The sequence below is a fragment of the Pseudomonas sp. zbq_18 genome (genome assembly GCF_043102245.1).
GTDB lineage: Bacteria > Pseudomonadota > Gammaproteobacteria > Pseudomonadales > Pseudomonadaceae > Aquipseudomonas.
The window spans coordinates 281035-306302 of sequence record NZ_JBICIT010000022.1 but is presented as its reverse complement, the minus strand read 5'-3'; the positions used below and the strand labels follow the sequence as shown (position 1 = coordinate 306302).

Annotated in this window: 24 protein-coding genes; 18 read left to right on the top strand and 6 right to left on the bottom strand. The window is 59.6% G+C overall.

Annotation, left to right across the window (positions count from 1 at the left end):
- Nucleotide 1: 1 nt before the first annotated feature.
- Nucleotides 2-934, top strand: coding sequence for a phosphatidate cytidylyltransferase (locus ACF8C6_RS18025; RefSeq protein WP_392500534.1), 933 nt, complete (start codon nucleotides 2-4; stop codon nucleotides 932-934).
- A 316-nt stretch (nucleotides 935-1250) separates the two neighbouring features.
- Here ACF8C6_RS18025 and ACF8C6_RS18020 read toward each other — a convergent pair whose 3' ends face one another.
- The 6 genes from ACF8C6_RS18020 to dnaA all read right to left on the bottom strand — a co-directional run bounded on the left by ACF8C6_RS18020 (nucleotide 1251) and on the right by dnaA (nucleotide 9429).
- A complete protein-coding gene (locus ACF8C6_RS18020; RefSeq protein ID WP_392500533.1) occupies nucleotides 1251-2087 on the bottom strand; it encodes a bifunctional allantoicase/(S)-ureidoglycine aminohydrolase in 837 nt (278 codons plus the stop codon).
- Nucleotides 2088-2276: 189 nt separating this feature from the next.
- Nucleotides 2277-3158 (bottom strand): LysR substrate-binding domain-containing protein, encoded by an 882-nt coding sequence (locus ACF8C6_RS18015; RefSeq protein WP_392500532.1) that lies wholly within the window; start codon nucleotides 3156-3158, stop codon nucleotides 2277-2279.
- Between the two features lie 185 nt (nucleotides 3159-3343).
- Entirely contained in the window at nucleotides 3344-5767 is a 2424-nt protein-coding gene (gene gyrB, locus ACF8C6_RS18010; protein ID WP_392500531.1) for a DNA topoisomerase (ATP-hydrolyzing) subunit B, read from the bottom strand.
- Nucleotides 5764-6864 (bottom strand): DNA replication/repair protein RecF, encoded by a 1101-nt coding sequence (gene recF, locus ACF8C6_RS18005; protein ID WP_392500530.1) that lies wholly within the window; start codon nucleotides 6862-6864, stop codon nucleotides 5764-5766. Before recF ends, gyrB begins: the two co-directional genes overlap by 4 nt.
- 7 nt (nucleotides 6865-6871) lie before the next feature.
- Nucleotides 6872-7975 (bottom strand): DNA polymerase III subunit beta, encoded by a 1104-nt coding sequence (gene dnaN, locus ACF8C6_RS18000; RefSeq protein ID WP_277691486.1) that lies wholly within the window; start codon nucleotides 7973-7975, stop codon nucleotides 6872-6874.
- A gap of 29 nt (nucleotides 7976-8004) precedes the next feature.
- The gene (gene dnaA, locus ACF8C6_RS17995) at nucleotides 8005-9429 is read right to left on the bottom strand and encodes a chromosomal replication initiator protein DnaA (RefSeq protein ID WP_392500529.1); all 1425 of its coding nucleotides are present in this window, start codon (nucleotides 9427-9429) and stop codon (nucleotides 8005-8007) included.
- A 523-nt stretch (nucleotides 9430-9952) separates the two neighbouring features.
- Between dnaA and rpmH the strand changes: the two genes are divergently transcribed.
- The 17 genes from rpmH to atpD all read left to right on the top strand — a co-directional run bounded on the left by rpmH (nucleotide 9953) and on the right by atpD (nucleotide 25226).
- The gene (rpmH, locus tag ACF8C6_RS17990) at nucleotides 9953-10087 is read left to right on the top strand and encodes a 50S ribosomal protein L34 (protein ID WP_137973924.1); all 135 of its coding nucleotides are present in this window, start codon (nucleotides 9953-9955) and stop codon (nucleotides 10085-10087) included.
- 12 nt (nucleotides 10088-10099) lie between these two features.
- Nucleotides 10100-10495, top strand: coding sequence for a ribonuclease P protein component (rnpA, locus tag ACF8C6_RS17985; protein WP_392500528.1), 396 nt, complete (start codon nucleotides 10100-10102; stop codon nucleotides 10493-10495).
- Nucleotides 10488-10727, top strand: a complete 240-nt coding sequence (gene yidD / locus ACF8C6_RS17980) for a membrane protein insertion efficiency factor YidD (RefSeq protein WP_392500527.1) — start codon at nucleotides 10488-10490, stop codon at nucleotides 10725-10727. The genes rnpA and yidD overlap by 8 nt, the downstream gene beginning before the upstream one ends.
- A 3-nt stretch (nucleotides 10728-10730) precedes the next feature.
- Nucleotides 10731-12404, top strand: coding sequence for a membrane protein insertase YidC (gene yidC, locus ACF8C6_RS17975; RefSeq protein ID WP_392500526.1), 1674 nt, complete (start codon nucleotides 10731-10733; stop codon nucleotides 12402-12404).
- A 77-nt stretch (nucleotides 12405-12481) separates the two neighbouring features.
- Complete coding sequence (gene mnmE, locus ACF8C6_RS17970; protein WP_392500525.1) at nucleotides 12482-13849, top strand: tRNA uridine-5-carboxymethylaminomethyl(34) synthesis GTPase MnmE; 1368 nt, start codon at nucleotides 12482-12484, stop codon at nucleotides 13847-13849.
- A gap of 408 nt (nucleotides 13850-14257) precedes the next feature.
- Complete coding sequence (gene mnmG / locus ACF8C6_RS17965) at nucleotides 14258-16150, top strand: tRNA uridine-5-carboxymethylaminomethyl(34) synthesis enzyme MnmG (RefSeq protein WP_392500524.1); 1893 nt, start codon at nucleotides 14258-14260, stop codon at nucleotides 16148-16150.
- On the top strand, nucleotides 16150-16797 hold the full coding sequence (gene rsmG, locus ACF8C6_RS17960) for a 16S rRNA (guanine(527)-N(7))-methyltransferase RsmG (RefSeq protein WP_392500523.1): 648 nt from the start codon (nucleotides 16150-16152) through the stop codon (nucleotides 16795-16797). Before mnmG ends, rsmG begins: the two co-directional genes overlap by 1 nt.
- A 13-nt stretch (nucleotides 16798-16810) precedes the next feature.
- On the top strand, nucleotides 16811-17599 hold the full coding sequence (locus ACF8C6_RS17955) for a ParA family protein (RefSeq protein ID WP_277691496.1): 789 nt from the start codon (nucleotides 16811-16813) through the stop codon (nucleotides 17597-17599).
- A gap of 8 nt (nucleotides 17600-17607) precedes the next feature.
- On the top strand, nucleotides 17608-18480 hold the full coding sequence (locus tag ACF8C6_RS17950) for a ParB/RepB/Spo0J family partition protein (RefSeq protein WP_392500522.1): 873 nt from the start codon (nucleotides 17608-17610) through the stop codon (nucleotides 18478-18480).
- Between the two features lie 154 nt (nucleotides 18481-18634).
- Nucleotides 18635-19042, top strand: coding sequence for a F0F1 ATP synthase subunit I (locus tag ACF8C6_RS17945; protein ID WP_392500521.1), 408 nt, complete (start codon nucleotides 18635-18637; stop codon nucleotides 19040-19042).
- A 16-nt stretch (nucleotides 19043-19058) separates the two neighbouring features.
- Entirely contained in the window at nucleotides 19059-19928 is an 870-nt protein-coding gene (gene atpB / locus ACF8C6_RS17940; protein WP_392500520.1) for a F0F1 ATP synthase subunit A, read from the top strand.
- Between the two features lie 82 nt (nucleotides 19929-20010).
- Entirely contained in the window at nucleotides 20011-20268 is a 258-nt protein-coding gene (gene atpE / locus ACF8C6_RS17935) for a F0F1 ATP synthase subunit C (RefSeq protein ID WP_003097235.1), read from the top strand.
- Between the two features lie 54 nt (nucleotides 20269-20322).
- Entirely contained in the window at nucleotides 20323-20793 is a 471-nt protein-coding gene (locus ACF8C6_RS17930) for a F0F1 ATP synthase subunit B (protein ID WP_277691501.1), read from the top strand.
- Between the two features lie 12 nt (nucleotides 20794-20805).
- A complete protein-coding gene (locus tag ACF8C6_RS17925; protein ID WP_277691502.1) occupies nucleotides 20806-21342 on the top strand; it encodes a F0F1 ATP synthase subunit delta in 537 nt (178 codons plus the stop codon).
- Between the two features lie 21 nt (nucleotides 21343-21363).
- On the top strand, nucleotides 21364-22908 hold the full coding sequence (atpA, locus tag ACF8C6_RS17920; protein ID WP_277691503.1) for a F0F1 ATP synthase subunit alpha: 1545 nt from the start codon (nucleotides 21364-21366) through the stop codon (nucleotides 22906-22908).
- A gap of 50 nt (nucleotides 22909-22958) precedes the next feature.
- On the top strand, nucleotides 22959-23819 hold the full coding sequence (gene atpG, locus ACF8C6_RS17915; protein WP_392500519.1) for a F0F1 ATP synthase subunit gamma: 861 nt from the start codon (nucleotides 22959-22961) through the stop codon (nucleotides 23817-23819).
- Between the two features lie 30 nt (nucleotides 23820-23849).
- Nucleotides 23850-25226, top strand: a complete 1377-nt coding sequence (gene atpD, locus ACF8C6_RS17910; protein ID WP_277691505.1) for a F0F1 ATP synthase subunit beta — start codon at nucleotides 23850-23852, stop codon at nucleotides 25224-25226.
- Nucleotides 25227-25268: the final 42 nt, after the last annotated feature.

Genomic DNA, 25268 nt, shown 5'->3' with positions numbered 1-25268 from the left:
GATGGATCGCAACACACTCCTGCTGTTTGCCGGCATTGGTGCCGTACTGCTCATCGCCACCCTGATCGCCCGCATCCTGCGCCGCCGCGCCGGGGACGCACCCAATGCGGTGATCGACAACCTCAATGCGCGAATCGACGCCTGGTGGGCCATGGTACTGGTCATCGGCATCGCCTTCCTGTTTGGCAACAATGGCGTGATCCTGCTGTTCTACTTCGTGTCGTTCTACGCCCTGCGCGAGTTCCTCACCCTGACGCCGACCCGGCGCAGCGACTATCCAGCCCTGGTGGCGGCCTTCTACTTCGCCCTGCCGATGCAGTACCTGCTGATCGCCCTGGACTGGTACGGCCTGTTCGCCATTTTCATCCCGGTCTACCTGTTCCTGCTGCTACCGATTCTCGCCTCACTGGGCGGCGATACCACGCGCTTCCTCGAGCGTGCCTCGGAAGTGCAGTGGGGGCTCATGATTGCTGTGTACTGCGTGTCCGCGGTGCCGGCGCTGCTGACCCTGGACATCCCCGGCTACGAGGGGCGCAACCTGCTGCTGATCGCCTGGCTGATTATCGTCGTGCAGCTGTCGGACGTGCTGCAGTACGTCTGTGGCAAGCTGGCGGGCAAACGCAAGATCGCGCCCAAGCTGTCGCCGTCAAAAACGGTGGAAGGCTTCGTCGGCGGCGTCGCCCTGGCCAGCCTGGTCGGCGCTTCGCTGTTCTGGATCACCCCGTTCAGCTTCTGGCAGGCCGCGCTGATGGCGCTGATCGTCAACCTGCTGGGCTTTGCCGGCGGCCTGGTGATGTCGGCGATCAAGCGCGACCGCGGGGTGAAGGATTGGGGCCACATGATTGAAGGCCACGGCGGCATGCTCGACCGCATGGACTCGGTCTGTTTTGCAGCACCGATCTTCTTCCATTTCGTACGCTACTGGTGGGCTTGAGGCCCGCCTTTGGCGCAGACAACAAAAGATTGCCGGGAACAATGTTTGACGTCGCCCGTTAAGGGCGACGGCCCGAAGGGTTTCGCCAGGAACGACGGAAACAAAAAACCCGCCGAAGCGGGTTCTTTATGACCTTCCGACATCCTGTCGTTTGCCATCCTGGCGCGGTCTGTCTTCCTTGACTCGGGACATCCTGTTCCCGACTTGTATATAGGTTAGCCCCCGGTCGGGGCATGAGAAATAGCCTCACTCCCCGTGGTCGTGTAAGCCTTTCGCTATAGCTGTTATGAAAACGGGAGCCAAGCCCCCGTTTTCATCAGTGCGCCTGGTTCAGCGTCAGGCGCATGTGGCGGTTAACATCCTTGTACAGCAAATAACGGAAGCGCCCCGGACCACCGGAATAGCAGGCCTGCGGGCAGAAGGCGCGCAACCACATGAAGTCGCCGGCCTCCACTTCGACCCAGTCCTGGTTCAGGCGATAAACCGCCTTGCCTTCCAGCACATAAAGTCCGTGCTCCATGACGTGGGTTTCAGCGAAGGGAATCACACCGCCCGGTTCGAAATTGACGATGTTGACGTGCATGTCGTGGCGCATATCGGCCATGTCGACAAAGCGGGTGGTGCTCCAGCGGCCCTCGGTATCCGGCATTACCAGCGGCTGGATATCCTGCTCGTTGGTGACGAAGGCTTCTGGCAGTGGCACACCTTCGACGCGCTGGTAGTGCTTGCGGATCCAGTGGAAGCGGGTGTGCTGGCCACTGGTGTTACGCACCTTGTAGTCGGCCCCCGGCGGGATGAAGGCATAGCCGCCCGGCTGCATATTGTGCACCTGGCCCTGTAGGGTCAGGGTCAGTTCGCCCTCGACGATGAACAATACCGCCTCGGCGTTAATGTCTTGCTCTGGCTTGTCGCTGCCGCCGTTGGGTGCCAGCTCGACGATGTACTGCGAGAACGTCTCGGCAAAACCGGACAGCGGGCGCGCGATCACCCACATGCGCATGTGGTCCCAGAAGGGCAGGTGGCTGGTGACGATGTCACGCATCACGCCCTTGGGAATCACCGCGTAGGCTTCGGTAAACATGGCACGGTCAGTCAACAGCTCGGTCTGGGCTGGATGACCACCATGCGGCGCGTAGTAGGAAGTCTTGGACACTGAAGGTCTCCTGTTGAGAATCGGCTCCCCACCAAAAAATCGGTAGCTGCGCAGCGGCACTCTATGACCAGACGCTGATCAAGCGCGGGGGCAATTCAAGATATCCAGTCCATCTGTCATCGACAAATTAAATGTAGGTATGCGCAGGATTTGATAAACGAATACAAACTTAGATCACCTTGTTGTCGCTTAATCACCCTCTTCTTCCAGCAAACGAGAGAGTGACTCCGCCAACGCGACCACAATCGGTCCTGCACTTGGGCGGTGAATGATCGCCACCTCGAACACATCAACCTCAGGAAGAGCAGACTCCTTGTCCAGCACACGGTGCTCAGTGGTCACTGCGCGCAGCGGCAGCAAACCGATCCCCATACCGTCAGCCACCGCATCCTGGATGCCACTCAGGCTGGAGCTGGTAAAACTGATACGCCAGCGCCTACCGATAGACTCCAACGCAGCAATCATCTCGTCACGATACAGGCCGCGTGGTGGAAATGTGACAATCGGCAGTGGGTCCTGATCGAATACCGGGCTGCGCTGGCTGTCTACCCAGCGCGTCTTCTCCGACCAGCGCGCCACTGCATCACGGCTATTGCGACGCTGCTTCAACAGCACCAGATCCAGCTCACCGCGGTCATAGCTGCCAGCCAAATCTCGGCTAAGACCAGCAGTAACCTCCAACTTGATATGGGGATAGCGGCGGTTGAACTCGGCCAGATGACGGGTGGTCCTGCCAGCGGCAAAATCATCGGGAACGCCAATACGCACGACAACCGAAACACTGGCACCCTCCAGCGCCTCATACAGTTCATCGTTGAGCGCGAGCAATCGCCTGGCATACCCCAGCACCGTCTCGCCGGAATCAGTCGGTAGCACATCGCGATTGCCCCGCTCCAGCAATCGGTACCCCGCCAACTCTTCCAGCCGGCGGATCTTCTGGCTAACGGTCGATTGTGTCGAATTCAAACGTAGTGCCGCGGTGGTAAAGCTGCCGCAGTCGGCGACCGTCACTAATGCCCGCAACAAATCCAGCTCGAACAAGCGGTTATTCGTTCTATCTATACGATCCATGCCAGCATCCACTTTTCAAATCCGCATGCACTGGCTTGTAACAGGGCAGGCCCGCCACCAGCAATACACCCATTTCAATCCAGTAGGGCATTAGCAAAGAAAAAGCCCCAGCTGACTCACATCAGCAGGGGCTTTTATCTACACCATATGACTGACAGATGATTTGTCAGCCATGCAGGTAGGCCTTAGAAGTCCAGGTTCGACACCGCCAGGGCGTTGGACTCGATGAAGTCGCGGCGCGGCTCCACAGCATCACCCATCAAGGTATTGAAGATCTGATCGGCTGCGATGGCGTCTTCGATGGTGACCTTGAGCATGCGGCGCACACTGGGGTCCATGGTCGTTTCCCACAGCTGTTCGGGGTTCATCTCGCCGAGTCCCTTATAGCGCTGGATGCTGTGGCGCTTGGTGCTCTCGGTCATCAGCCAGCCCAAGGCATCCTTGAAGGTGCTGACCGCTTTCTTGCGCTCACCGCGCTGCACGTATGCACCCTCTTCCAGCAGGCTGTTGAGCTGATTACCCAGAGTCGTCACCGACTTGTAGTCATTGCTGGCGAAGAAGTCGCGATTGAAGGTGATGTAGTTGGACAAGCCATGGGCCGTGATCTCGACCTCCGGCAGCCACAGGTGACGCTCACGATCCTCACGCAGGCTAGCGCTATAAGTCTGACCGGATTTCTCTGCAGCTTTCAGACGAGCCTGGAAGCTCTCCAGCCAGGTTTGCATGGCAGCCTGGTCAGCCATCTGGTCGAGAGAGACACTCGGCAGGTAGACGAAGTGCTCGGTGATGTCCTTCGGATAGACCCGCGACAGGCGATCCAGGGTTTTCATCACGCTGCGGTAGTCGTTGACCAGCTTCTCCAGCGCCTCGCCGGACAGACCAGGCGCGTTCTCGTTGACGTGCAGGCTGGCATCTTCCAGGGCCGACTGGGTCATGTATTCGTCCATGGCCTCGTCGTCCTTGATGTACTGCTCCTGCTTGCCTTTCTTCACCTTGTACAGCGGCGGCTGGGCGATATAGATGTAGCCACGCTCGACCAGCTCCGGCAACTGACGGAAGAAGAAGGTCAGCAGCAGGGTACGGATGTGCGAACCGTCAACGTCGGCATCGGTCATGATGATGATGTTGTGGTAACGCAGCTTGTCGATGTTGTACTCCTCGCGACCGATACCACAGCCGAGGGCAGTGATCAGGGTGCCAACCTCCTGTGAGGAAAGCATCTTGTCGAAGCGCGCCTTCTCGACGTTGAGGATCTTGCCCTTGAGCGGCAGGATCGCCTGGGTCTTGCGGTTACGGCCCTGCTTGGCAGAGCCGCCCGCGGAGTCACCCTCCACTATGTAGAGTTCAGACAGCGCCGGGTCTTTTTCCTGGCAGTCGGCCAGCTTGCCGGGCAGACCGGCGATATCCAGGGCGCCTTTACGGCGGGTCATCTCGCGCGCCTTGCGGGCGGCTTCACGGGCGCGGGCAGCGTCGAGCATCTTGCCGACCACGGCCTTGGCCTCGTTGGGGTTTTCCAGCAGGAAGTCGGCGAAGTACTTGCCCATTTCCTGCTCGACCGCGGTCTTTACCTCGCTCGATACCAGCTTGTCCTTGGTCTGCGAGCTGAACTTGGGGTCCGGCACCTTGACCGAGATGATCGCGGTCAGGCCTTCTCGGGCATCGTCACCGGTGGTGGCGATCTTGAACTTCTTCGCCAGGCCTTCCTGTTCGATGTAGTTGTTCAGATGGCGGGTGAGGGCGGAGCGGAAGCCGGCCAGGTGGGTACCACCGTCACGCTGCGGGATGTTGTTGGTGAAGCAAAGGATGTTCTCGTTGAAGCTGTCGTTCCACTGCAACGCCACTTCCACGCCTACGCCGTCTTCCTCACGCTGGATGTTGAAGTGGAACACCTGGTTGACGATGGTCTTATTGGTATTCAGGTACTCGACGAAGGCCTTGAGGCCCCCCTCGTACTTGAACAGCTCTTCCTTGCCGCTGCGTTCATCCTTGAGCAGGATGCCAACACCGGAGTTGAGGAAGGACAGCTCGCGCAGACGCTTGGCCAGGATGTCCCAACTGAAGTGAATATTCTTGAAGGTATCGTCGGACGGCTTGAAGTGAATCTGCGTACCAGTGCCTTCACTGTCACCCACCGCCGCCAGCGGCGCCTGGGGCACGCCATGTACGTAGGTTTGTTCCCAGACCTTGCCGCTGCGGCGAATGGTCAGGATCAGCTCTTTGGACAGGGCGTTCACCACGGAAACACCTACGCCGTGCAGACCGCCGGACACCTTATAGCTGTTGTCGTCGAACTTACCGCCGGCGTGCAGCACGGTCATGATGACCTCGGCAGCGGATACACCTTCCTCCTTGTGCATGTCCACCGGAATGCCGCGACCGTTATCGCGCACAGTGATGGACTCATCAGGATGAATGGTGATGCTGATGTCGGAGCAATAACCGGCGAGCGCCTCGTCGATGGAGTTGTCCACCACTTCGAACACCATGTGGTGCAGACCGGTACCGTCATCGGTATCACCGATATACATGCCCGGGCGCTTGCGTACGGCATCCAGACCTTTGAGTACCTTGATACTCGAAGAGTCGTATGTTTTGTTTTCGTCGCTCATGGGTTCACTCCCGATGCGGTGATCACTCCATGTTCCACGTGGAACATGGCGACCGGCGTGTCCGTGCGCCAGCCATCCTTCAAATATTCATGGTCGACACAGGTGATGAACACCTGACACTGCAAATCGTCCAGCAGCCGGCACAGGGCCTGTCGATGTTGCTCATCCAGCTCCGACGGCAAGTCGTCCACTAGATAAATACACTGGCCATGTTTGGCCTGGTTCAGCAGATGCCCCTGGGCAATGCGCAAGGCACAGACCACTAGTTTCTGCTGACCACGTGAGAGAATCTCTGCGGCATTATGCGCACCAAGGCGCAACCGCAAATCGGCTCGCTGCGGCCCAGCCTGGGTATGTCCCAACTGCTGATCACGGGGGAGGGTAGAAGCCAGGACTTCGCTCAAGGGTCTATCCTTGTCCCAACCGCGGTAGTAGCTCAGGGTCAGCCCATCCAGTTCCACAAGCTCGCGCAAAACCTGCTCGAAAACCGGTTTCAGAGCCTGGATATAAGCTCTTCGGTAACTGTCTAACTCGTCGCTGGCGAGACATAACTCACGATCCCAAGCCGCCTGCGACGCGGCGTCGAGTGTACCATGCCGCAGCCACGAGTTCCGCTGCCGCAGGGCCTTCTGCAGGCGCTGCCAGGCCGGTAGGAAGCGTTGTTCCACGTGGAACACTCCCCAGTCGAGAAACTGCCGCCGCACCTTAGGCGCCCCTTCAAGCAGGCGAAAGCTATCCGGATTGATAACCTGCAGTGGAAGTAACTCTGCCAGCTGCGCAGCACTGCGCGCATTCTGTCCGTCGATACGAATTTGCAGCTCACCTTGACGGTCACGGGAAATCCCCAAACTGTTGGAGATTCCGTTTTGCTGCTCAATCTGACCGAAGACCGTGCAAGCTGGCTGCTCATGCTGGATCATCGGTTGCAGCTTGTTGCTACGAAACGAGCGAGCAAGCCCAAGCAAATGAATGGCTTCGAGCAGGCTGGTTTTTCCGCTGCCGTTGGCGCCGTGAAGGATATTGATGCGAGGAGAAGGAGAGATCGTCACCGGGCGCAAATTTCGCACCGCGGTGACGGTGACGCGGGAAAGGGACATTCAGTGATTACAGGCGCATCGGCATGACGACATAAGAAGAGTCGTCGTTGTCGGCTTCCTGGACCAGAGCACTGCTGTTGGAGTCAGAGAGAATCAAACGAACCTGCTCAGTGGTCATGACACCCAGGACATCCAGCAGATAGCTGACGTTGAAGCCGATTTCCAGGGAGCCGCCATTGTAGTCAACGACTACTTCTTCTTCGGCCTCTTCCTGTTCCGGGTTGTTAGCCTGAATCTTCAGCAGGCCCGCGGCCAGCTGCAGGCGAATACCACGGTATTTTTCATTGGACAGAATCGCGGTGCGGCTAAACGCCTCACGCAGGGCCTGACGATCGCCCACAACCAGCTTGTCGCCACCACGCGGCAACACGCGCTCGTAATCGGGGAACTTGCCGTCGACCAGTTTGGAGGTGAAGGTGAACTCACCAGTGGTCGCACGAATGTGGTTCTGGCCCAGAACGATCGCGACCTCACCATCCTGCTCAGTCAACAGACGCGCCAGCTCCAGAATGCCCTTACGCGGCACGATGACCTGATGCTTCTCGTTCTGCTCGATGCTCGCCTGCATGGCACACATGGCCAGGCGGTGACCGTCAGTCGCCACAGCACGCAGAACACCCGTCTGAACTTCCAGCAACATGCCGTTGAGGTAGTAACGCACGTCTTGCTGAGCCATGGCGAAACTGGTGCGGTCGATCAAGCGGCGCAACTTGCTCTGCACCAGGGTGAAGGTCAGCGACCCCGGACCTTCTTCCACGGTAGGGAAGTCGTTGGCCGGCAGAGTCGACAGTGTGAAGCGACTGCGTCCGGCTTTAACCACCAGCTTCTGCTCATCAAGGCGAATGTCGATCAGCGCATCACTCGGCAGGCTTTTGCAGATATCCATCAGCTTGCGTGCAGGAACCGTGATTTCACCCGGTTCGGCACTGTCTTCCAGCGCCACACGACCAACCAGCTCGACCTCCAGGTCGGTACCGGTGAGCGAGAGCTGCTGGCCTTCGACCACCAGCAACACATTCGACAAAACCGGCAAGGTCTGGCGACGTTCGACGACGCCGGCGACCAGTTGCAGGGGTTTCAACAGGGCTTCGCGTTGAATAGTGAAATGCATGGTCTCATCCCTTGCCTTGTGGGCTGCGATCAGGTGGTCAGGGTGCGCAGCAGGTTCTTGTAGTCCTCGCGGATATCCGCGTCGGATTCCCGCAGTTCAGCAATCTTACGACAGGCGTGCAGCACTGTGGTGTGGTCTCTTCCGCCAAATGCATCGCCGATTTCCGGCAGGCTATGGTTGGTCAATTCCTTCGATAGCGCCATAGCGACTTGGCGCGGTCTGGCGACAGAGCGAGAACGTCGCTTGGAAAGCAGGTCGGATATCTTGATCTTGTAGTACTCGGCCACCGTGCGCTGAATATTGTCCACGCTGACCAGCTTGTCCTGCAGCGCCAACAGATCCTTCAGCGACTCACGAATCAGCTCGATACTGATCGGCTGATTGGTGAAGTGCGAATGGGCAATCACCCTTTTGAGGGCGCCTTCCAGTTCGCGCACATTAGAGCGGATACGCTGGGCGATGAAGAACGCAGCATCATGCGGAAGGTCCACCTTGGTCTGCTCAGCCTTCTTCATCAGAATTGCGACGCGGGTTTCCAGTTCAGGCGGCTCCACGGCGACCGTCAGGCCCCAGCCGAAACGCGACTTCAGACGCTCTTCCAAGCCCTCGATCTCCTTCGGGTAGCGATCGCTGGTGAGAATCACCTGCTGACCACCCTCGAGCAGAGCATTGAAGGTGTGGAAGAATTCTTCCTGGGAACGTTCCTTCTTGGCGAAGAACTGGATGTCGTCGATCAGTAGCGCATCCACCGAACGGTAGAAGCGCTTGAACTCGTTGATGGCATTGAGTTGCAGTGCCTTGACCATGTCGGCGACGAAGCGCTCGGAATGCAGGTAAACCACCTTGGCGTTGGGGTTCTTCTTCAGCAGGTGGTTGCCCACCGCATGCATCAGGTGAGTCTTGCCTAGGCCAACACCACCGTAAAGGAACAGCGGGTTGTAACCGTGCTTGAGATTGTCCGCGACCTGCCAGGCTGCAGCCCTGGCCATTTGGTTGGACTTACCCTCGACGAAGTTTTCGAAGGTAAAGGTACGGTTCAGATAACTGGTGTGCTTGAGCGCCCCCTCCACCTGGACCGTACGCTCAGTCGGACGCGGTGCCGGGGGCGCAGTCACTGGTTCGCGGGATGGTGCCTCGACCAATGTAGGTGTGGAAGCAGGAACACCATTAATAGAAGGGGCAGGTGCAGCCATGCGCGGTGCCGGACTACGCTTGCTGCCGATCAGTAACGACAGCGCCGGGGCTAGGCCATTCGCTCTCTCGGCCAGCAGCTCCAGCAAGCGCATCATGTACTTTTCGTTGACCCAGTCGAGCACGAAGCGGTTGGGCGCATAAACGCGCAGCTCGTCGCCGGAAGATTCCACCTGCAAGGGGCGGATCCAGGTATTGAATTGTTGCGCAGGCAACTCGTCGCGAAGCAGCTCCACACACTGCTGCCAAAGTTCTACGGACACGTATATCCCCTGAAATCGCTACGGTGGCGATGCAAAAAACAGCCTGCATTGTAGCCATGCCAGCACGAGTTATCCACACGAATAGGGAATTTCAGCCAAGCAAAATCAATGATTTATTTCTGTTTTCGCGGCGAGATCGGTTAACGCAAAAGTCTGTGGATAAAGGTAACGCGGCCCACTGCAAAGCCCCTAGGAGAAGCTGTCTAAAAGTAGGCACTGTGGGTAAAGACTCAATCCTCCCACAGGAAACTCACCAGAGCCGCACAAGAGCCTAACGCCTTACCGACATACTTATACCGCGCTAAAGGCTAGCAATCACGGAGCCTGGATGACCTTGTCCACAGGCAACGCCTCTCCTAAGAGCAGTTATCACTTCAAGCTCTTAAAGAATTTCTTTCCATTTATCTTCTTTCTCAATCCAATGCTGGTTGGAAATTGACCTTGGAGCTCGGTTTCACTAGAATCGCCGGTCTCTTTAAACGGGGGCCATTCCGGCCCGTATGGACCACCCAGGTAAATCACCATGAAACGCACTTTCCAACCCAGCACCCTCAAGCGCGCTCGCACCCATGGTTTCCGCGCTCGCATGGCTACCAAGAACGGCCGCGCCGTCCTGTCGCGTCGTCGCGCCAAGGGCCGCAAGCGTCTGACCGTCTAATAGCCGGAACGGGTGGTGAGTCAAGGCTTCGGCCGGGACAAGCGTCTGCTGACTCCCCGGCAATTCAAATCCGTCTTCGACTCACCTAGCGGCAAGGCCCCCGGCAAGAACGTCCTGCTTCTTGCACGCGCCAACGAACTGGATCACCCCCGCCTCGGGCTGGTGATCGGCAAGAAAAGCGTCAAGCTCTCCGTCGAACGCAATCGTCTGAAACGTCTGATCCGGGACTCATTCCGGCTCAACCAGACCTTGCTCGGTGGACTGGACATTGTCGTGGTAGCCCGCAAGGGGCTTGGCGATCTGGAAAACGCTGAGCTGCATCAGCAGTTTGGCAAACTCTGGAAACGCTTGGCTAAGCAGCGGGCTGAAGCCTCTCCTCCCGGGGTAAGCGAAAGCCCTCATGCGTAAACTGGCCATCCTTCCGATCCAGTTCTACCGCTATGCCATCAGCCCCTTGATGGCCAATCACTGCCGTTTCTACCCCAGCTGTTCCTGCTACACCCAGCAAGCCATCGAAACGCATGGTGTGCTGCGTGGCGGCTGGCTCGGCATTCGCCGTCTGAGCCGCTGCCATCCCTGGAACCCCGGTGGTTACGACCCGGTTCCACCGCTTTCTTCCTCCCCTTCGCTGACCGAGTAATCCATGGATATCCAACGCTCGATCCTGCTCGTCGCTCTGGCCATCGTGTCCTACCTGATGGTTCTGCAGTGGAACGAGGACTACGGCCAGGCCGCGTTGCCGGCCAACGCCACAGCCACCGTTGGCGGCCAACAGACCGCAAACCTGCCGGACACGCCGAGCAGCAGCACTAGCGCGAGTGACGTGCCGACCGCTAGTGGCGAAGCCACTCCGCAGCTGGCCGCCTCTACTGCGGTCAGCGATGAGCTGATCCGGGTGAAGACCGATGTGCTCGAACTGGCTATCGATCCCAAGGGCGGCGACATCGTTCAGCTGACCCTGCCGCAGTATCCGCGTCGCCAGGATCGCCCGGACGTGCCGTTCCAGCTGTTCGACAACGGTGGCGAACGCACCTACCTGGCGCAGAGCGGCCTGATCGGCAGCAACGCACCGGACAAGTCCAGCGGCCGTGCCCTGTGGAACAGCGACAAGCGCAGCTACGAACTGGCCGACGGCCAGGATCAGCTGGTGGTCGAGCTGACCTACAGCGAGGGGGGCGTCAACTACGTCAAGCGCTTCAGTTTGGAGCGTGGCCAGTACGATCTGAACGTCGATTACAAGATCGACAACCAGAGCGGCCAGGTATGGAACGGCAACTTCTACGCCCAGCTGAAGCGTGACGCCAGCGGCGATCCCTCTTCTACCACCGCCACCGGCACCGCCACCTACCTGGGCGCTGCGATGTGGACCGCCGAAGAGCCTTACAAAAAGGTCAGCATGGGCGACATGGACGAGAAGAGCCTGCGCGAAACCGTGCAGGGCGGCTGGGTGGCCTGGCTGCAACATTACTTCGTCACCGCCTGGGTGCCGTCCAAGGACAGCAACAACACCGTGCAGACCCGCAAGGACGGCCAGGGCAACTACATCATCGGCTTCACCGGTCCGCAGCTGAGCGTAGCCAACGGCGCCAGCCTGGAAACCGGTGCCACCCTGTACGCCGGTCCGAAGATCCAGAACCATCTCAAGGAACTGTCTCCTGGCCTGGAACTGACCGTCGACTACGGTGTGCTGTGGTTCATCGCCCAGCCGATCTTCTGGCTGCTTGAACATATCCACAGCCTGCTCGGCAACTGGGGCTGGTCGATCATCGTACTGACCATCATCATCAAACTGGCCTTCTTCCCGCTGTCGGCCGCCAGCTACAAGTCGATGGCGCGCATGCGTGCCGTATCGCCCAAGCTGCAGGCGCTGAAAGAACAGCACGGCGATGATCGCCAGAAGATGTCCCAGGCGATGATGGAGCTGTACAAGAAGGAGAAGATCAACCCGCTGGGTGGCTGCCTGCCAATCCTGGTTCAGATGCCGGTATTCCTGGCCCTCTACTGGGTGCTGCTGGAAAGTGTCGAGATGCGTCAGGCGCCTTGGCTGGGCTGGATCACCGACCTGTCGATCAAGGATCCGTTCTTCCTGCTGCCGATCATCATGGGCGCCACCATGTTCATCCAGCAGCAGCTCAACCCGACCCCGCCGGACCCCATGCAGGCCAAGGTGATGAAGCTGATGCCGATCATCTTCACCTTCTTCTTCCTCTGGTTCCCCGCGGGCCTGGTGCTGTACTGGGTGGTCAACAACGTCCTATCCATCGCCCAGCAGTGGTACATTACCCGCAAGATCGAGGCGGCCACGGCGAAAGCCTGAACCCGCTAAGCTACACAAGACGCCCCCTCGTGGGGCGTTTTGCTATCCGCAAGATACCCACAGCCGAGAGCCCGACCATGACCACCGCCCGCGAAACCATAGCCGCAGTCGCCACCGCCCAGGGCCGCGGAGGGGTTGGTATCGTTCGCGTGTCCGGGCCTCGGGCACGGGCCATCGCCATCACCCTGGCCGGACTGGAGCCCAAACCGCGCCACGCCCATTACGGCCCCTGGCACGACGACGACGGCGATGTGATCGATCAGGGCCTGCTACTGTTCTTCCCCGGCCCCAACTCCTTCACCGGCGAGGACGTGCTGGAGCTGCAGGGCCACGGCGGCCCTGTGGTGCTCGACATGCTGCTGCAGCGCTGCCTGTCCCTTGGAGCACGCCAGGCCCGCCCCGGTGAATTCAGCGAACGCGCCTTCCTCAACGACAAACTCGATCTGGCCCAGGCCGAGGCCATTGCCGACCTGATCGAGGCCAGCTCGGCGCAGGCCGCGCGCAACGCCCTGCGCTCGCTGCAGGGCGAGTTCTCCCGACGGGTGCATGAACTCACCGAGCGGCTGATCCAGCTGCGCATCTACGTCGAAGCGGCCATTGACTTTCCCGAGGAAGAGATCGACTTCCTCGCCGACGGCCATGTACTGAGTCAACTCGACGCGGTACGCGAGTACTTATCCACAGTGCTGCGCGAGGCTGGTCAAGGTGCCCTGTTGCGTGAGGGTATGAACGTGGTGATTGCAGGCCGGCCCAATGCCGGAAAGTCCAGCCTACTCAATGCCCTGGCCGGACGCGAAGCGGCTATCGTCACCGATATCGCTGGCACCACCCGCGACGTGCTGCGCGAACATATCCACATCGACGGAATGCCCCTGCACGTGGTGGACACCGCCGGCCTGCGCGACACCGAAGATCAGGTCGAACGTATCGGCGTGGAGCGTGCGCTCAAGGCCATCGGCGAGGCCGACAGGGTGCTGCTGGTGGTCGACTCCACCGCACCGGAGGCTGCAGATCCCTTCGCCCTGTGGCCGGAGTTCCTCGACGAAAAACCTGATCCGGCGCGGGTCACCCTGATTCGCAACAAGGCCGACCTGTCGCAAGAAAATGTCGGCCTGGAAACCTGCGATGATGGCCATGTCACCCTCACCCTATCCGCCAAATCGTCCGAAGGTCTTGAGCTGCTGCGCGAACACCTCAAGGCCTGCATGGGCTTCGAGCAGACCGCCGAAAGTGGCTTCAGCGCGCGCCGCCGTCACCTGGAAGCACTGCGTCAGGCCCAGGCCAGCCTTGAGCATGGTCGCAATCAACTAACCCTGATGGGCGCCGGCGAGTTGCTGGCCGAAGACCTGCGTCAAGCCCAGCACCATCTCGGCGAAATCACCGGCGCATTCAGCTCGGACGATCTGCTCGGTCGTATCTTTTCCAGCTTCTGCATCGGTAAATAGGCCATCGGGGCTTGTCCCAAGCCCGCCTAAAGCCTGTGGAAAACCCGCCCTAAGCCCCGTCGATAAGTGGGTGGAAAAGCTAACGATAAATCGGCATGTGCATAACCTGATCTTTCATCCACAGCTGTCACGCAGCTTTCCCAGTGGAAAATGCCAGGAAAGGCACAACCTTATCATTGGCTGAAAGCCTTGCACTCACTGGCTTATAGAGATCTATCCACAGAATGTGGCTTCCCTATTCATAAACATAAAAATAAGGCTTTATAAAATTTCTTCTTTTTATTCTTTATGAACCTTAAGCCCTATCAACTGGCTATTTTTTGTGCAGAAGGCTTCATTCACTCTGCCTAAGTCCCTATACTTGCGCCCCTTCCTATTTCTCCCTTCTCTACAGGCACGAGGTGCGTGGTGGATTTCCCTTCCCGTTTTGACGTGATCGTGATCGGCGGCGGCCATGCCGGTACCGAGGCTGCATTGGCAGCTGCACGCATGGGCGTGAAGACCCTGCTGCTGACCCACAATGTGGAAACCCTCGGCCAGATGAGCTGTAACCCGGCCATCGGCGGTATCGGCAAGAGCCACCTGGTTAAAGAGATTGACGCTCTCGGCGGCGCCATGGCCCTGGCTACCGACAAGGGTGGCATCCAGTTCCGTGTACTCAACAGCCGCAAAGGCCCGGCCGTCCGCGCCACCCGCGCGCAGGCTGATCGCGTGTTGTACAAGGCCGCCGTGCGCGTAATCCTGGAGAACCAGGCCAACCTGTGGATATTCCAGCAATCGGCCGACGACCTGATTGTCGAGCAGGATCAGGTCAAGGGTGTAGTTACCCAGATGGGGCTGCGCTTCATGGCCGACAACGTGGTGCTGACCACCGGTACCTTCCTCGGCGGACTTATCCACATCGGCTTGCAGAACTACTCCGGTGGCCGTGCGGGTGATCCGCCCTCAAACGCCCTGGCCAAGCGTCTGCGCGAGCTGCCGCTGCGCGTTGGCCGCCTGAAGACCGGTACGCCGCCGCGTATCGATGGTCGTTCTGTGGATTTCTCGGTGATGACCGAGCAGCCTGGCGACACTCCCACCCCGGTGATGTCCTTCCTCGGCAACCAGGCCATGCATCCCAAGCAGATCAGCTGCTGGATGACCCACACCAATGCGCGCACCCACGAGATCATCGCCAGCAACCTGGATCGCTCGCCGATGTACTCCGGTGTCATCGAGGGCATCGGCCCGCGCTACTGCCCGTCGATCGAAGACAAGATCCATCGCTTCGCCGACAAGGACAGCCACCAGGTATTCATCGAGCCCGAGGGACTCACGACCCACGAGCTGTATCCCAATGGCATCTCCACCTCGCTGCCGTTCGACGTGCAGCTGCAGATCGTGCGTTCGATACGCGGCATGGAGAACGCCCACATCGTGCGTCCCGGCTACGCCATCGAGTACGACTACTTCGACCCGCGCGACCTCAAGTACAGCCTGGAAACCAAGGTCATCGGCGGCCTGTTCTTTGCCGGCCAGATCAACGGCACCACCGGCTACGAAGAGGCCGGCGCCCAGGGCCTGTTGGCCGGTGCCAACGCCGCGTTGCGCGCCCAGGGCAAAGAAGCCTGGTGCCCGCGTCGCGACGAGGCCTATATCGGGGTGCTGGTCGACGACCTGATCACCCTGGGCACCCAGGAGCCCTACCGCATGTTCACCTCGCGCGCCGAGTACCGGCTGATCCTGCGCGAGGACAACGCCGACCTGCGCCTGACCGAGAAGGGGCGCGAGCTGGGCCTGATCGACGACAGCCGTTGGGCCGCCTTCGAGGCCAAGCGCGAAGGCATCGTGCAGGAAGAACAGCGCCTGAAGAGTACCTGGGTGCGCCCGGGCACACCGCAGGGCGATGCCATCGCTGCGCGTTTCGGCACACCGCTGGCTCACGAGTACAACCTGCTCAACCTGCTGGCACGCCCTGAAATCGACTATGCCGGGCTGGCCGAAGTGACTGAAGCCCCAACCGTGGATGCTCAGGTCGCCGAACAGGTGGAGATCAAGACCAAGTACGCCGGTTACATCGACCGCCAGCAGGAAGAGATCGCCCGTCTGCGCGCCAGCGAAGACACTCGCCTGCCGGCCGATATCGACTACGCCAGCATTTCCGGCCTGTCCAAGGAAATCCAGGGCAAGCTGGGCAAGACCCGCCCCGAGACGCTCGGCCAGGCCGGGCGTATTCCGGGCGTGACCCCGGCAGCCATTTCCCTGTTGCTGATTCACCTGAAGAAACGCAATGCCGGCCAGACCCTGGAGATCAGCGCCTGATGTCTCTCGTTACCCAGCGCCATGCCGATGAACTCGCGCTGGGCGCTCAAGTGCTGGGCATTGCACTGACAGCCCAACAGCACGAACAGCTGCTGGCCTACCTGGCCCTGCTGATCAAGTGGAACAAGGCCTACAACCTCACCGCCGTGCGTAACCCGGACGAGATGGTCTCGCGTCACCTGCTCGACAGCCTGTCCGTGGTCCCCTTCGTGGCCCAGTACGGCGACAATTGGCTCGACGTCGGCAGTGGTGGCGGCATGCCCGGCATTCCCCTGGCCATCCTGTTTCCCGAGCGACGCTTCACCCTGCTCGACTCCAACGGCAAGAAGACCCGCTTCCTTACCCAGGTGAAGTTGGAGCTCAAGCTGGCCAACCTGGACGTTATCCACAGTCGGGTTGAAGAGTTCCGTCCCGCGCAGCCGTTCACGGGGATCTGCTCGCGTGCGTTCAGCTCGCTGGAAGATTTCACCAACTGGACGCGCCACCTCGGCGATGAAGCCACCCACTGGCTGGCGATGAAGGGTGTGCAGCCGGACGACGAACTGCAGGCGCTGCCAACGGACTTCCGTCTGCAAAGCTGTGATGTGCTCAAGGTTCCCGGTTGCCAAGGTCAGCGCCATCTGTTGATACTGCGTCGCTCGGTCTAGGGGGAAGCAGAAGATGGCCAAGGTATTCGCGATCGCCAACCAGAAAGGCGGAGTGGGCAAGACCACGACCTGCATCAATCTGGCCGCCTCGCTGGTGGCGACCAAGCGCCGCGTGCTGCTGATCGACCTCGATCCACAGGGCAACGCCACCATGGGCAGTGGTGTGGATAAGCATGCGCTGGAGCACTCGATCTACGACGTGCTGGTGGGCGAGAGTAGCGTTGGCGAGGCCATGCAGTTCTCCGAACACGGCGGCTATCAGTTGCTGCCGGCCAACCGCGATTTGACTGCCGCCGAAGTCACCTTGCTGGAAATGAAGATGAAGGAGAGTCGCCTGCGTTATGCCCTGGCGCCGATCCGCGAGAACTACGACTACATCCTCATCGACTGTCCGCCGGCACTGTCCATGCTGACCATCAACGCCCTGGTCGCCGCCGATGGCGTGATCATCCCCATGCAGTGCGAGTACTACGCACTGGAAGGTCTGAGCGACCTGATGAACAGCATTCAGCGTATCGGCTCGTTGCTCAACCCGAGCCTGAAGATCGAAGGCCTGCTGCGCACCATGTACGACCCGCGCATCAGCCTGACCAACGACGTCAGCGCCCAGCTCAAGGAGCATTTCGGTGATCAGCTCTATGACGTCGTCATTCCGCGCAACGTACGTCTGGCCGAGGCACCCAGCTTCGGCATGCCGGCGCTGGCCTACGATAAGCAATCGCGCGGCGCCATCGCCTACCTGGCCCTGGCCGGCGAGTTGGTGCGCCGTCAGCGCGCCGCCGCGAAAACCGCAACCGCATAAGGAATCCCATGGCCACCAAGAAACGAGGACTCGGCCGCGGCCTGGACGCTCTGCTCGGCGGTAGCACCGCCGCCACCCTGGAAGAAGAAGCCGTCAAGGTCGACACTCGCGAGTTACAACACTTGCCGCTGGACCTGATCCAGCGTGGCAAGTACCAGCCGCGCCGTGACATGGATCCGGCGGCGCTTGAAGAGCTGGCCAGCTCGATCAAGGCCCAGGGCGTGATGCAGCCCATAGTCGTGCGTCCCATCGGCGGCGGTCGCTTCGAGATCATCGCCGGCGAGCGGCGCTGGCGTGCCAGCCAGCAGGCGGGTCTGGACAAGATTCCGGCCATGGTTCGCGAAGTGCCGGACGAGGCCGCCATCGCCATGGCGCTGATCGAGAACATCCAGCGCGAAGACCTCAACCCCATCGAGGAAGCCGTGGCCCTGCAGCGGCTGCAGCAAGAGTTCGAGCTGACCCAGCAGCAAGTTGCCGATGCCGTCGGCAAGTCGCGGGTGACCATCACCAACCTGCTACGCCTGATCGCGCTGCCGGATGAGATCAAGACCCTGCTGTCGCATGGCGATCTGGAGATGGGCCATGCCCGCGCCCTGCTCGGTCTACCGCTGGAGCAGCAGGTTGAAGGCGCGCGACATGTTGTCGCACGCGGCCTCACCGTGCGCCAAACCGAGGCGCTGGTGCGTCAGTGGCTGAACAGCAAGGAAAAAACGGTCGAGAAGGCCAAGGTCGATCCGGACATCAATCGCCTGGAACAGCGTCTAGCCGAGAAGCTAGGGGCTCCCGTGCAGATCAAGCACGGGCAGAAAGGTAAGGGACAGCTGGTCATTCGATACAGTTCCCTGGACGAGCTACAGGGCGTGCTTGCCCATATCCGCTAAATCCGGACACATTTGCACATGTAGCGGGCGGTCGGAATTCACTACCGGCCTGTTGAACAGGGGGGGAACCCCCCCTATACTCTGCGCGCATTTTGTCGGCACAAAGCATGCCAAGTTGTTGATTTAACGTGCCGACTCAGAGGAACAGCAAGAGATGGACGCCCGCACGCCAAACCGCCTGCCCTTCCATCGTCTGCCGGTCTTTCCGGTACTGCTGGCCCAGCTGGTCGTCATTCTGCTGGCCGCTGCCGCCCTGTATGGCTGGCGCGACGCAGTGAATGGCTACTCGGGACTCTGTGGGGGGCTGATTGCCTGGCTGCCCAATCTGTATTTCGCCCACAAGGCGTTCCGTTATAGCGGCGCGCGGGCTGCCCAGAATATCGTTCGGTCGTTTTACACCGGCGAAGCGGGCAAATTGATTCTGACGGCGGTGCTGTTTGCACTGGCGTTTGTAGTGGTGAAACCACTGGCGGCACCGGCTCTGTTCGGTGTCTTCGTGCTGGCGCTCAGCGTCGGCTGGTTCGCTCCACTGCTGATGAGAACAAGACTTTCGAGACCTTAGAGCGTTTGAGGCAAACATGGCAGAACAAACCGCTTCGGGCTACATCCAGCACCACCTGCAGAACCTGACCTTCGGTCAGCTGCCGAATGGCGACTGGGGCTTCGCCCACACCGCGCAAGAAGCAAAGGAAATGGGCTTCTGGGCCTTCCACGTTGATACCCTGGGCTGGTCGGTCTTCCTCGGCCTGGTGTTCATCCTGCTGTTCCGCATGGCCGCCAAGCGTGCCACTAGCGGTCAACCGGGTGGTCTGCAGAACTTCGTCGAAGTGCTGGTCGAGTTTGTCGACGGTAGCGTCAAGGACACCTTCCACGGGCGTAACCCGCTGATCGCTCCGCTGGCCCTGACCATCTTCGTCTGGATCTTCCTGATGAACCTGATGGACCTGGTGCCGGTGGACTTCCTGCCGGTCCTGGCGGCCAAGATCGCCGGTAACGACCACCTGTTCTTCCGTGTCGTGCCGACCACCGACCCGAACGCCACCCTGGGCCTGGCCCTGTCCGTGTTCGCCCTGATCGTGTTCTACAGCATCAAGGTCAAGGGTATCGGTGGCTTCCTCGGCGAGCTGACCCTGCACCCGTTCAGCAGCAGCAACATCTTCGTGCAGATCCTGCTGATCCCGGTCAACTTCCTGCTTGAGTTCGTCACCCTGATCGCCAAGCCGATTTCTCTGGCTCTGCGTCTGTTCGGCAACATGTATGCCGGCGAACTGATCTTTATCCTGATCGCCGTGATGTTCGGCAGCGGCCTGTTCCTGCTGAGCACTCTGGGCGTTGCGTTGAACTGGGCGTGGGCCGTGTTCCACATCCTGATCATCACCCTGCAGGCCTTCATCTTCATGATGCTGACCATCGTCTACCTGTCGATGGCCCACGAAGACAACCACTAAGCGGCATCCGCCGCTTTAGGTAAACGAAAACCGCTTTATCGCTTCAACCTAAACCAATACGACGTAAAAGTCGGGAGGAAAAATGGAAACTGTAGTTGGTCTCACCGCGATTGCTGTTGCCCTGCTGATCGGCCTGGGCGCTCTGGGTACTGCCATTGGCTTCGGTCTGCTGGGCGGCAAGTTCCTGGAAGGCGCTGCTCGTCAGCCGGAAATGGTTCCGATGCTGCAGGTCAAAATGTTCATCGTCGCCGGTCTGCTGGACGCCGTGACCATGATCGGTGTGGGTATCGCTCTGTTCTTCACCTTCGCGAACCCCTTCGTTGGTCAGATCGCCGGCTAATCACTCGTTCACGAGTGATTGGTGTGACGAAACAACGAACAGCGAGGTGTTGGCGTGAACATTAATGCAACCCTGATTGGCCAGGCCGTTGCGTTCTTCATTTTCGTGATGTTCTGCATGAAGTTCGTATGGCCTCCGGTCATTACAGCTCTGCGTGAACGTCAGAAGAAGATCGCCGATGGTCTGGACGCCGCCAACCGCGCGGCTCGCGATCTGGAACTGGCCCACGAGAAAGTTGCTCAGCAACTGCGTGAAGCCAAGGCCCAGGCTGCCGAGATCATCGAGCAGGCCAAAAAGCGCGGCACTCAGATCGTCGACGAAGCCCGTGATCAGGCTCGTGTCGAGGCTGACCGTGTGAAGGCTCAGGCTCAGGCCGAGATCGAACAGGAACTGAACAGCGTCAAAGACGCCCTGCGTGCCCAAGTGGGTGCCCTGGCCGTTGGCGGTGCAGAGAAGATCCTGGGTGCATCCATCGATCAAAACGCGCATGCGGAGCTGGTTAACAAACTGGCTGCCGAAATCTAAGCGAGGGCGATCATGGCAGAACTGACCACGCTGGCCCGACCTTACGCCAAGGCGGCCTTCGAGCACGCTCAGGCCCACCAGCAGCTGGCCGCTTGGTCAGCCATGCTCGGCCTGGCTGCCGCGGTGTCGCAAGACGACACTGTGCAGCGCGTGCTCAAGGCCCCGCGTTTGACGAGTACAGACAAGGCCACCACTTTCAACGAAGTGTGTGGTGACAAGTTCGACGCCCAGGCACGTAACTTCATTTCCGTGGTAGCCGAAAACGGTCGTCTCGACCTGTTGCCGGAAATCGCCGCCCTGTTTGAGCTGTATAAGGCCGAGCAGGAAAAGTCGGTGGACGTGGAAGTGACCAGTGCCTTTGCATTGAGCACAGAACAGCAAGACAAACTCGCCAAGGTTCTCAACGCACGGCTCAGCCGAGACGTGCGTCTGCATGTGACGGAAGACGCCGCCCTCATCGGTGGTGTGGTTATCCGCGCAGGCGACCTGGTTATCGATGGCTCGGTTCGCGGCAAAATCGCGAAGCTGGCCGAAGCGTTGAAATCTTGAGTTTGAAGGGGCAGCAGAGCAATGCAGCAACTCAATCCTTCCGAAATTAGTGAAATCATCAAGGGACGTATCGAGAAACTCGACGTCTCTTCCCAAGCCCGCAACGAAGGTACTGTGGTATCCGTTTCCGACGGTATCGTGCGTATCTACGGTCTGGCCGACGTTATGTACGGCGAAATGATCGAGTTCCCGGGTGGTGTCTACGGTATGGCGCTGAACCTGGAGCAAGACTCCGTGGGTGCCGTTGTGCTGGGTGCATACACCAGCCTCGCCGAAGGCATGAGCGCCAAGTGCACTGGCCGCATCCTGGAAGTCCCGGTTGGTCCGGAACTGCTGGGTCGCGTGGTCGACGCACTGGGTAACCCGATCGACGGCAAAGGCCCGATCAATGCTCAGGCCACCGACGCTGTCGAGAAAGTTGCACCGGGCGTGATCTGGCGTAAGTCGGTCGACCAGCCGGTACAGACCGGTTACAAGTCGGTTGACGCCATGATCCCGGTAGGCCGTGGCCAGCGCGAGCTGATCATCGGTGACCGTCAGATCGGTAAGACTGCTCTGGCCGTCGACGCCATCATCAACCAGAAGAACAGCGGCATCCGCTGCGTCTACGTCGCCATCGGTCAGAAGCAATCGACCATCGCCAACGTAGTGCGCAAGCTGGAAGAAGCTGGCGCCCTGGCCAACACCATCGTGGTAGCCGCTAGCGCTTCCGAGTCGGCTGCTCTGCAGTTCCTGGCTCCGTACGCCGGTTGCACCATGGGCGAATACTTCCGCGACCGCGGTGAAGACGCCCTGATCGTGTACGACGACCTGTCCAAGCAGGCTGTTGCCTACCGCCAGATCTCCCTGCTGCTGCGCCGTCCGCCGGGCCGCGAAGCCTACCCGGGCGACGTGTTCTATCTCCACAGCCGTCTGCTGGAGCGCGCTTCCCGCGTTTCCGAAGAGTACGTCGAGAAGTTCACCAATGGCGCCGTGACTGGCAAGACCGGTTCCCTGACCGCTCTGCCGATCATCGAAACCCAGGCTGGCGACGTTTCCGCGTTCGTTCCGACCAACGTGATTTCCATCACCGACGGTCAGATCTTCCTGGAATCGGCCATGTTCAACTCGGGTATCCGTCCGGCCGTCAACGCCGGTATCTCGGTATCCCGCGTGGGTGGTGCTGCACAGACCAAGATCATCAAGAAGCTCTCCGGTGGTATCCGTACCGCTCTGGCTCAGTACCGTGAACTGGCGGCTTTCGCCCAGTTCGCTTCTGACCTGGACGAAGCCACCCGCAAGCAGCTTGAGCATGGTCAGCGTGTAACCGAGCTGATGAAGCAGAAGCAGTACGCGCCGATGTCGATCGCCGACATGGCTCTGTCGCTGTACGCCGCTGAGCGTGGCTTCCTGGTGGACGTCGAAGTCGCCAAGATCATCAGCTTCGAGCAGGCCCTGATCGCCTACTTCAACCGTGAGAACGCCGCTCTGATGGCGAAGATCAACGAGAAGGGCGACTTCAATGACGACATCGATGGCCAGCTGAAAGCCGGTATCGAGAAGTTCAAGGCCACCCAAACCTGGTAAGCCGCAGTGGGGGCCGTGAGGTCCCCGCTTGCTAACCTGATAGGTGTTACATGGCAGGCGCAAAAGAGATTCGCAGCAAGATTGCGAGCATCAAAAGCACGCAGAAGATCACCAGCGCCATGGAAAAAGTGGCGGTCAGCAAAATGCGCAGAGCTCAAATGCGCATGGCTGCCAGCCGCCCTTACGCGGAGCGTATCCGCCAGGTGATTGGTCATCTGGCCAACGCCAACCCGGAATACCGTCACCCGTTCATGATCGAACGTGAAGTGAAGCGTGTCGGTTACGTGGTGGTGAGCTCCGACCGTGGTCTGTGTGGTGGTCTGAATACCAACCTGTTCAAGGCTCTGGTCAAGGACATGGCGAGCAATCGCGAGCAAGGCGTGGAGATCGATCTCTGCGTGATTGGCAGCAAGGGGGCGGCGTTCTTCCGCAACTTTGGTGGCAATGTTGTTGCTGCGATCAGCCACCTGGGCGAAGAACCCTCGATCAACGATCTGATCGGTTCCGTCAAGGTCATGCTCGATGCTTACCTCGAAGGTCGCATCGATCGTCTGTCCGTGGTCTCGAACAAGTTCATCAATACCATGACGCAAAAGCCGACAGTGGAGCAGCTGGTTCCGCTGGTGGCGACTCCGGATGAAGGTCTCAAGCATCACTGGGACTACCTGTACGAACCCGACGCCAAGCAGATCCTCGATGGTCTGATGGTGCGCTACGTGGAATCGCAGGTGTACCAGGCGGTGGTCGAGAACAACGCTGCTGAACAAGCGGCGCGGATGATCGCGATGAAGAACGCCACCGACAACGCTGGCGAGCTGATCAAAGACCTGCAGCTGATTTACAACAAGGCGCGTCAGGCAGCGATCACCCAGGAAATTTCGGAAATCGTCGGCGGCGCTGCCGCGGTTTAAGAACGGTTCAAATATTCAGAGGAACCAAAGATGAGTAGCGGACGTATCGTTCAAATCATCGGCGCCGTTATCGACGTGGAATTCCCGCGTGATCAAGTGCCGAGTGTTTATGAAGCGCTGAAAGTAGTTGGCGCCGAAACCACCCTGGAAGTTCAGCAGCAGCTGGGCGACGGCGTGGTTCGTTCCATCGCCATGGGCTCGACCGAAGGTCTGAAGCGTGGCCTGGAAATCACCCGTACCCACAAGGCCATCTCCGTACCGGTCGGTAAAGCGACTCTGGGCCGGATCATGGACGTACTGGGTAACCCGATTGACGAAGCTGGCCCGATTGGCGAAGAAGAGCAGTGGGAAATCCACCGCGCTGCGCCGTCCTACGCTGAGCAAGCTGGCGGCAACGACCTGCTGGAAACCGGCATCAAGGTAATCGACCTGGTTTGCCCGTTCGCCAAGGGTGGTAAGGTCGGTCTGTTCGGTGGTGCCGGTGTCGGCAAGACCGTGAACATGATGGAACTGATCCGTAACATCGCCATGGAACACAGCGGTTACTCCGTGTTCGCTGGTGTGGGTGAGCGTACTCGTGAGGGTAACGACTTCTACCACGAGATGAAGGATTCCAACGTTCTCGACAAGGTAGCCCTGGTCTACGGTCAGATGAACGAGCCGCCAGGCAACCGTCTGCGCGTGGCGCTGACCGGCCTGACCATGGCCGAGAAGTTCCGTGACGAAGGTCGTGACGTTCTGCTGTTCGTCGACAACATCTACCGTTACACCCTCGCCGGTACCGAAGTATCCGCACTGCTGGGCCGTATGCCTTCCGCAGTAGGTTACCAGCCGACTCTGGCCGAAGAGATGGGTGTTCTGCAGGAGCGTATTACCTCCACCAAGAACGGCTCCATTACCTCGGTACAGGCCGTATACGTACCTGCGGACGACCTGACCGACCCGAGCCCGGCGACCACCTTCGCCCACTTGGACGCTACCGTCGTACTGTCGCGTGACATCGCTTCCCTGGGTATCTACCCGGCCGTTGACCCGCTGGACTCCACCAGCCGTCAGCTGGACCCGAACGTGATCGGCCAGGAGCACTACGACACCGCTCGTGGCGTTCAGTATGTTCTGCAGCGCTACAAAGAGCTGAAGGACATCATCGCGATCCTCGGCATGGACGAACTGTCGGAAGACGACAAGCAACTGGTAGCCCGCGCTCGTAAGATCCAGCGCTTCCTGTCGCAGCCGTTCTTCGTGGCCGAAGTCTTCACCGGCTCGCCAGGCAAGTACGTTTCCCTGAAGGACACCATCGCTGGTTTCAGCGGTATTCTGAAAGGTGACTACGATCACCTGCCGGAGCAGGCGTTCTACATGGTTGGCAGCATCGACGAAGCAATCGAGAAAGCCAAGAAACTGTAATCCCTTGTGCGCCCGGCAACGGGCGCTCATGTGAGGCTCGAT

Excerpts from the sequence above, each read along its gene's own strand:
- recF (WP_392500530.1), bottom strand. The coding sequence starts at position 6,864 with ATGTCCCTTTCCCGCGTCACCGTCACCGCGGTGCGAAATTTGCGCCCG.
- atpE (WP_003097235.1), top strand. The coding sequence starts at position 20,011 with ATGGAAACTGTAGTTGGTCTCACCGCGATTGCTGTTGCCCTGCTGATC.
- ACF8C6_RS18015 (WP_392500532.1), bottom strand. The coding sequence starts at position 3,158 with ATGGATCGTATAGATAGAACGAATAACCGCTTGTTCGAGCTGGATTTG.
- yidC (WP_392500526.1), top strand. The coding sequence starts at position 10,731 with ATGGATATCCAACGCTCGATCCTGCTCGTCGCTCTGGCCATCGTGTCC.
- ACF8C6_RS18025 (WP_392500534.1), top strand. The coding sequence starts at position 2 with ATGGATCGCAACACACTCCTGCTGTTTGCCGGCATTGGTGCCGTACTG.
- ACF8C6_RS17925 (WP_277691502.1), top strand. The coding sequence starts at position 20,806 with ATGGCAGAACTGACCACGCTGGCCCGACCTTACGCCAAGGCGGCCTTC.
- atpA (WP_277691503.1), top strand. The coding sequence starts at position 21,364 with ATGCAGCAACTCAATCCTTCCGAAATTAGTGAAATCATCAAGGGACGT.
- ACF8C6_RS17955 (WP_277691496.1), top strand. The coding sequence starts at position 16,811 with ATGGCCAAGGTATTCGCGATCGCCAACCAGAAAGGCGGAGTGGGCAAG.
- atpG (WP_392500519.1), top strand. The coding sequence starts at position 22,959 with ATGGCAGGCGCAAAAGAGATTCGCAGCAAGATTGCGAGCATCAAAAGC.
- ACF8C6_RS17950 (WP_392500522.1), top strand. The coding sequence starts at position 17,608 with ATGGCCACCAAGAAACGAGGACTCGGCCGCGGCCTGGACGCTCTGCTC.
- gyrB (WP_392500531.1), bottom strand. The coding sequence starts at position 5,767 with ATGAGCGACGAAAACAAAACATACGACTCTTCGAGTATCAAGGTACTC.
- rsmG (WP_392500523.1), top strand. The coding sequence starts at position 16,150 with ATGTCTCTCGTTACCCAGCGCCATGCCGATGAACTCGCGCTGGGCGCT.
- mnmE (WP_392500525.1), top strand. The coding sequence starts at position 12,482 with ATGACCACCGCCCGCGAAACCATAGCCGCAGTCGCCACCGCCCAGGGC.
- atpD (WP_277691505.1), top strand. The coding sequence starts at position 23,850 with ATGAGTAGCGGACGTATCGTTCAAATCATCGGCGCCGTTATCGACGTG.
- dnaN (WP_277691486.1), bottom strand. The coding sequence starts at position 7,975 with ATGCATTTCACTATTCAACGCGAAGCCCTGTTGAAACCCCTGCAACTG.
- atpB (WP_392500520.1), top strand. The coding sequence starts at position 19,059 with ATGGCAGAACAAACCGCTTCGGGCTACATCCAGCACCACCTGCAGAAC.
- rpmH (WP_137973924.1), top strand. The coding sequence starts at position 9,953 with ATGAAACGCACTTTCCAACCCAGCACCCTCAAGCGCGCTCGCACCCAT.
- yidD (WP_392500527.1), top strand. The coding sequence starts at position 10,488 with ATGCGTAAACTGGCCATCCTTCCGATCCAGTTCTACCGCTATGCCATC.
- ACF8C6_RS17945 (WP_392500521.1), top strand. The coding sequence starts at position 18,635 with ATGGACGCCCGCACGCCAAACCGCCTGCCCTTCCATCGTCTGCCGGTC.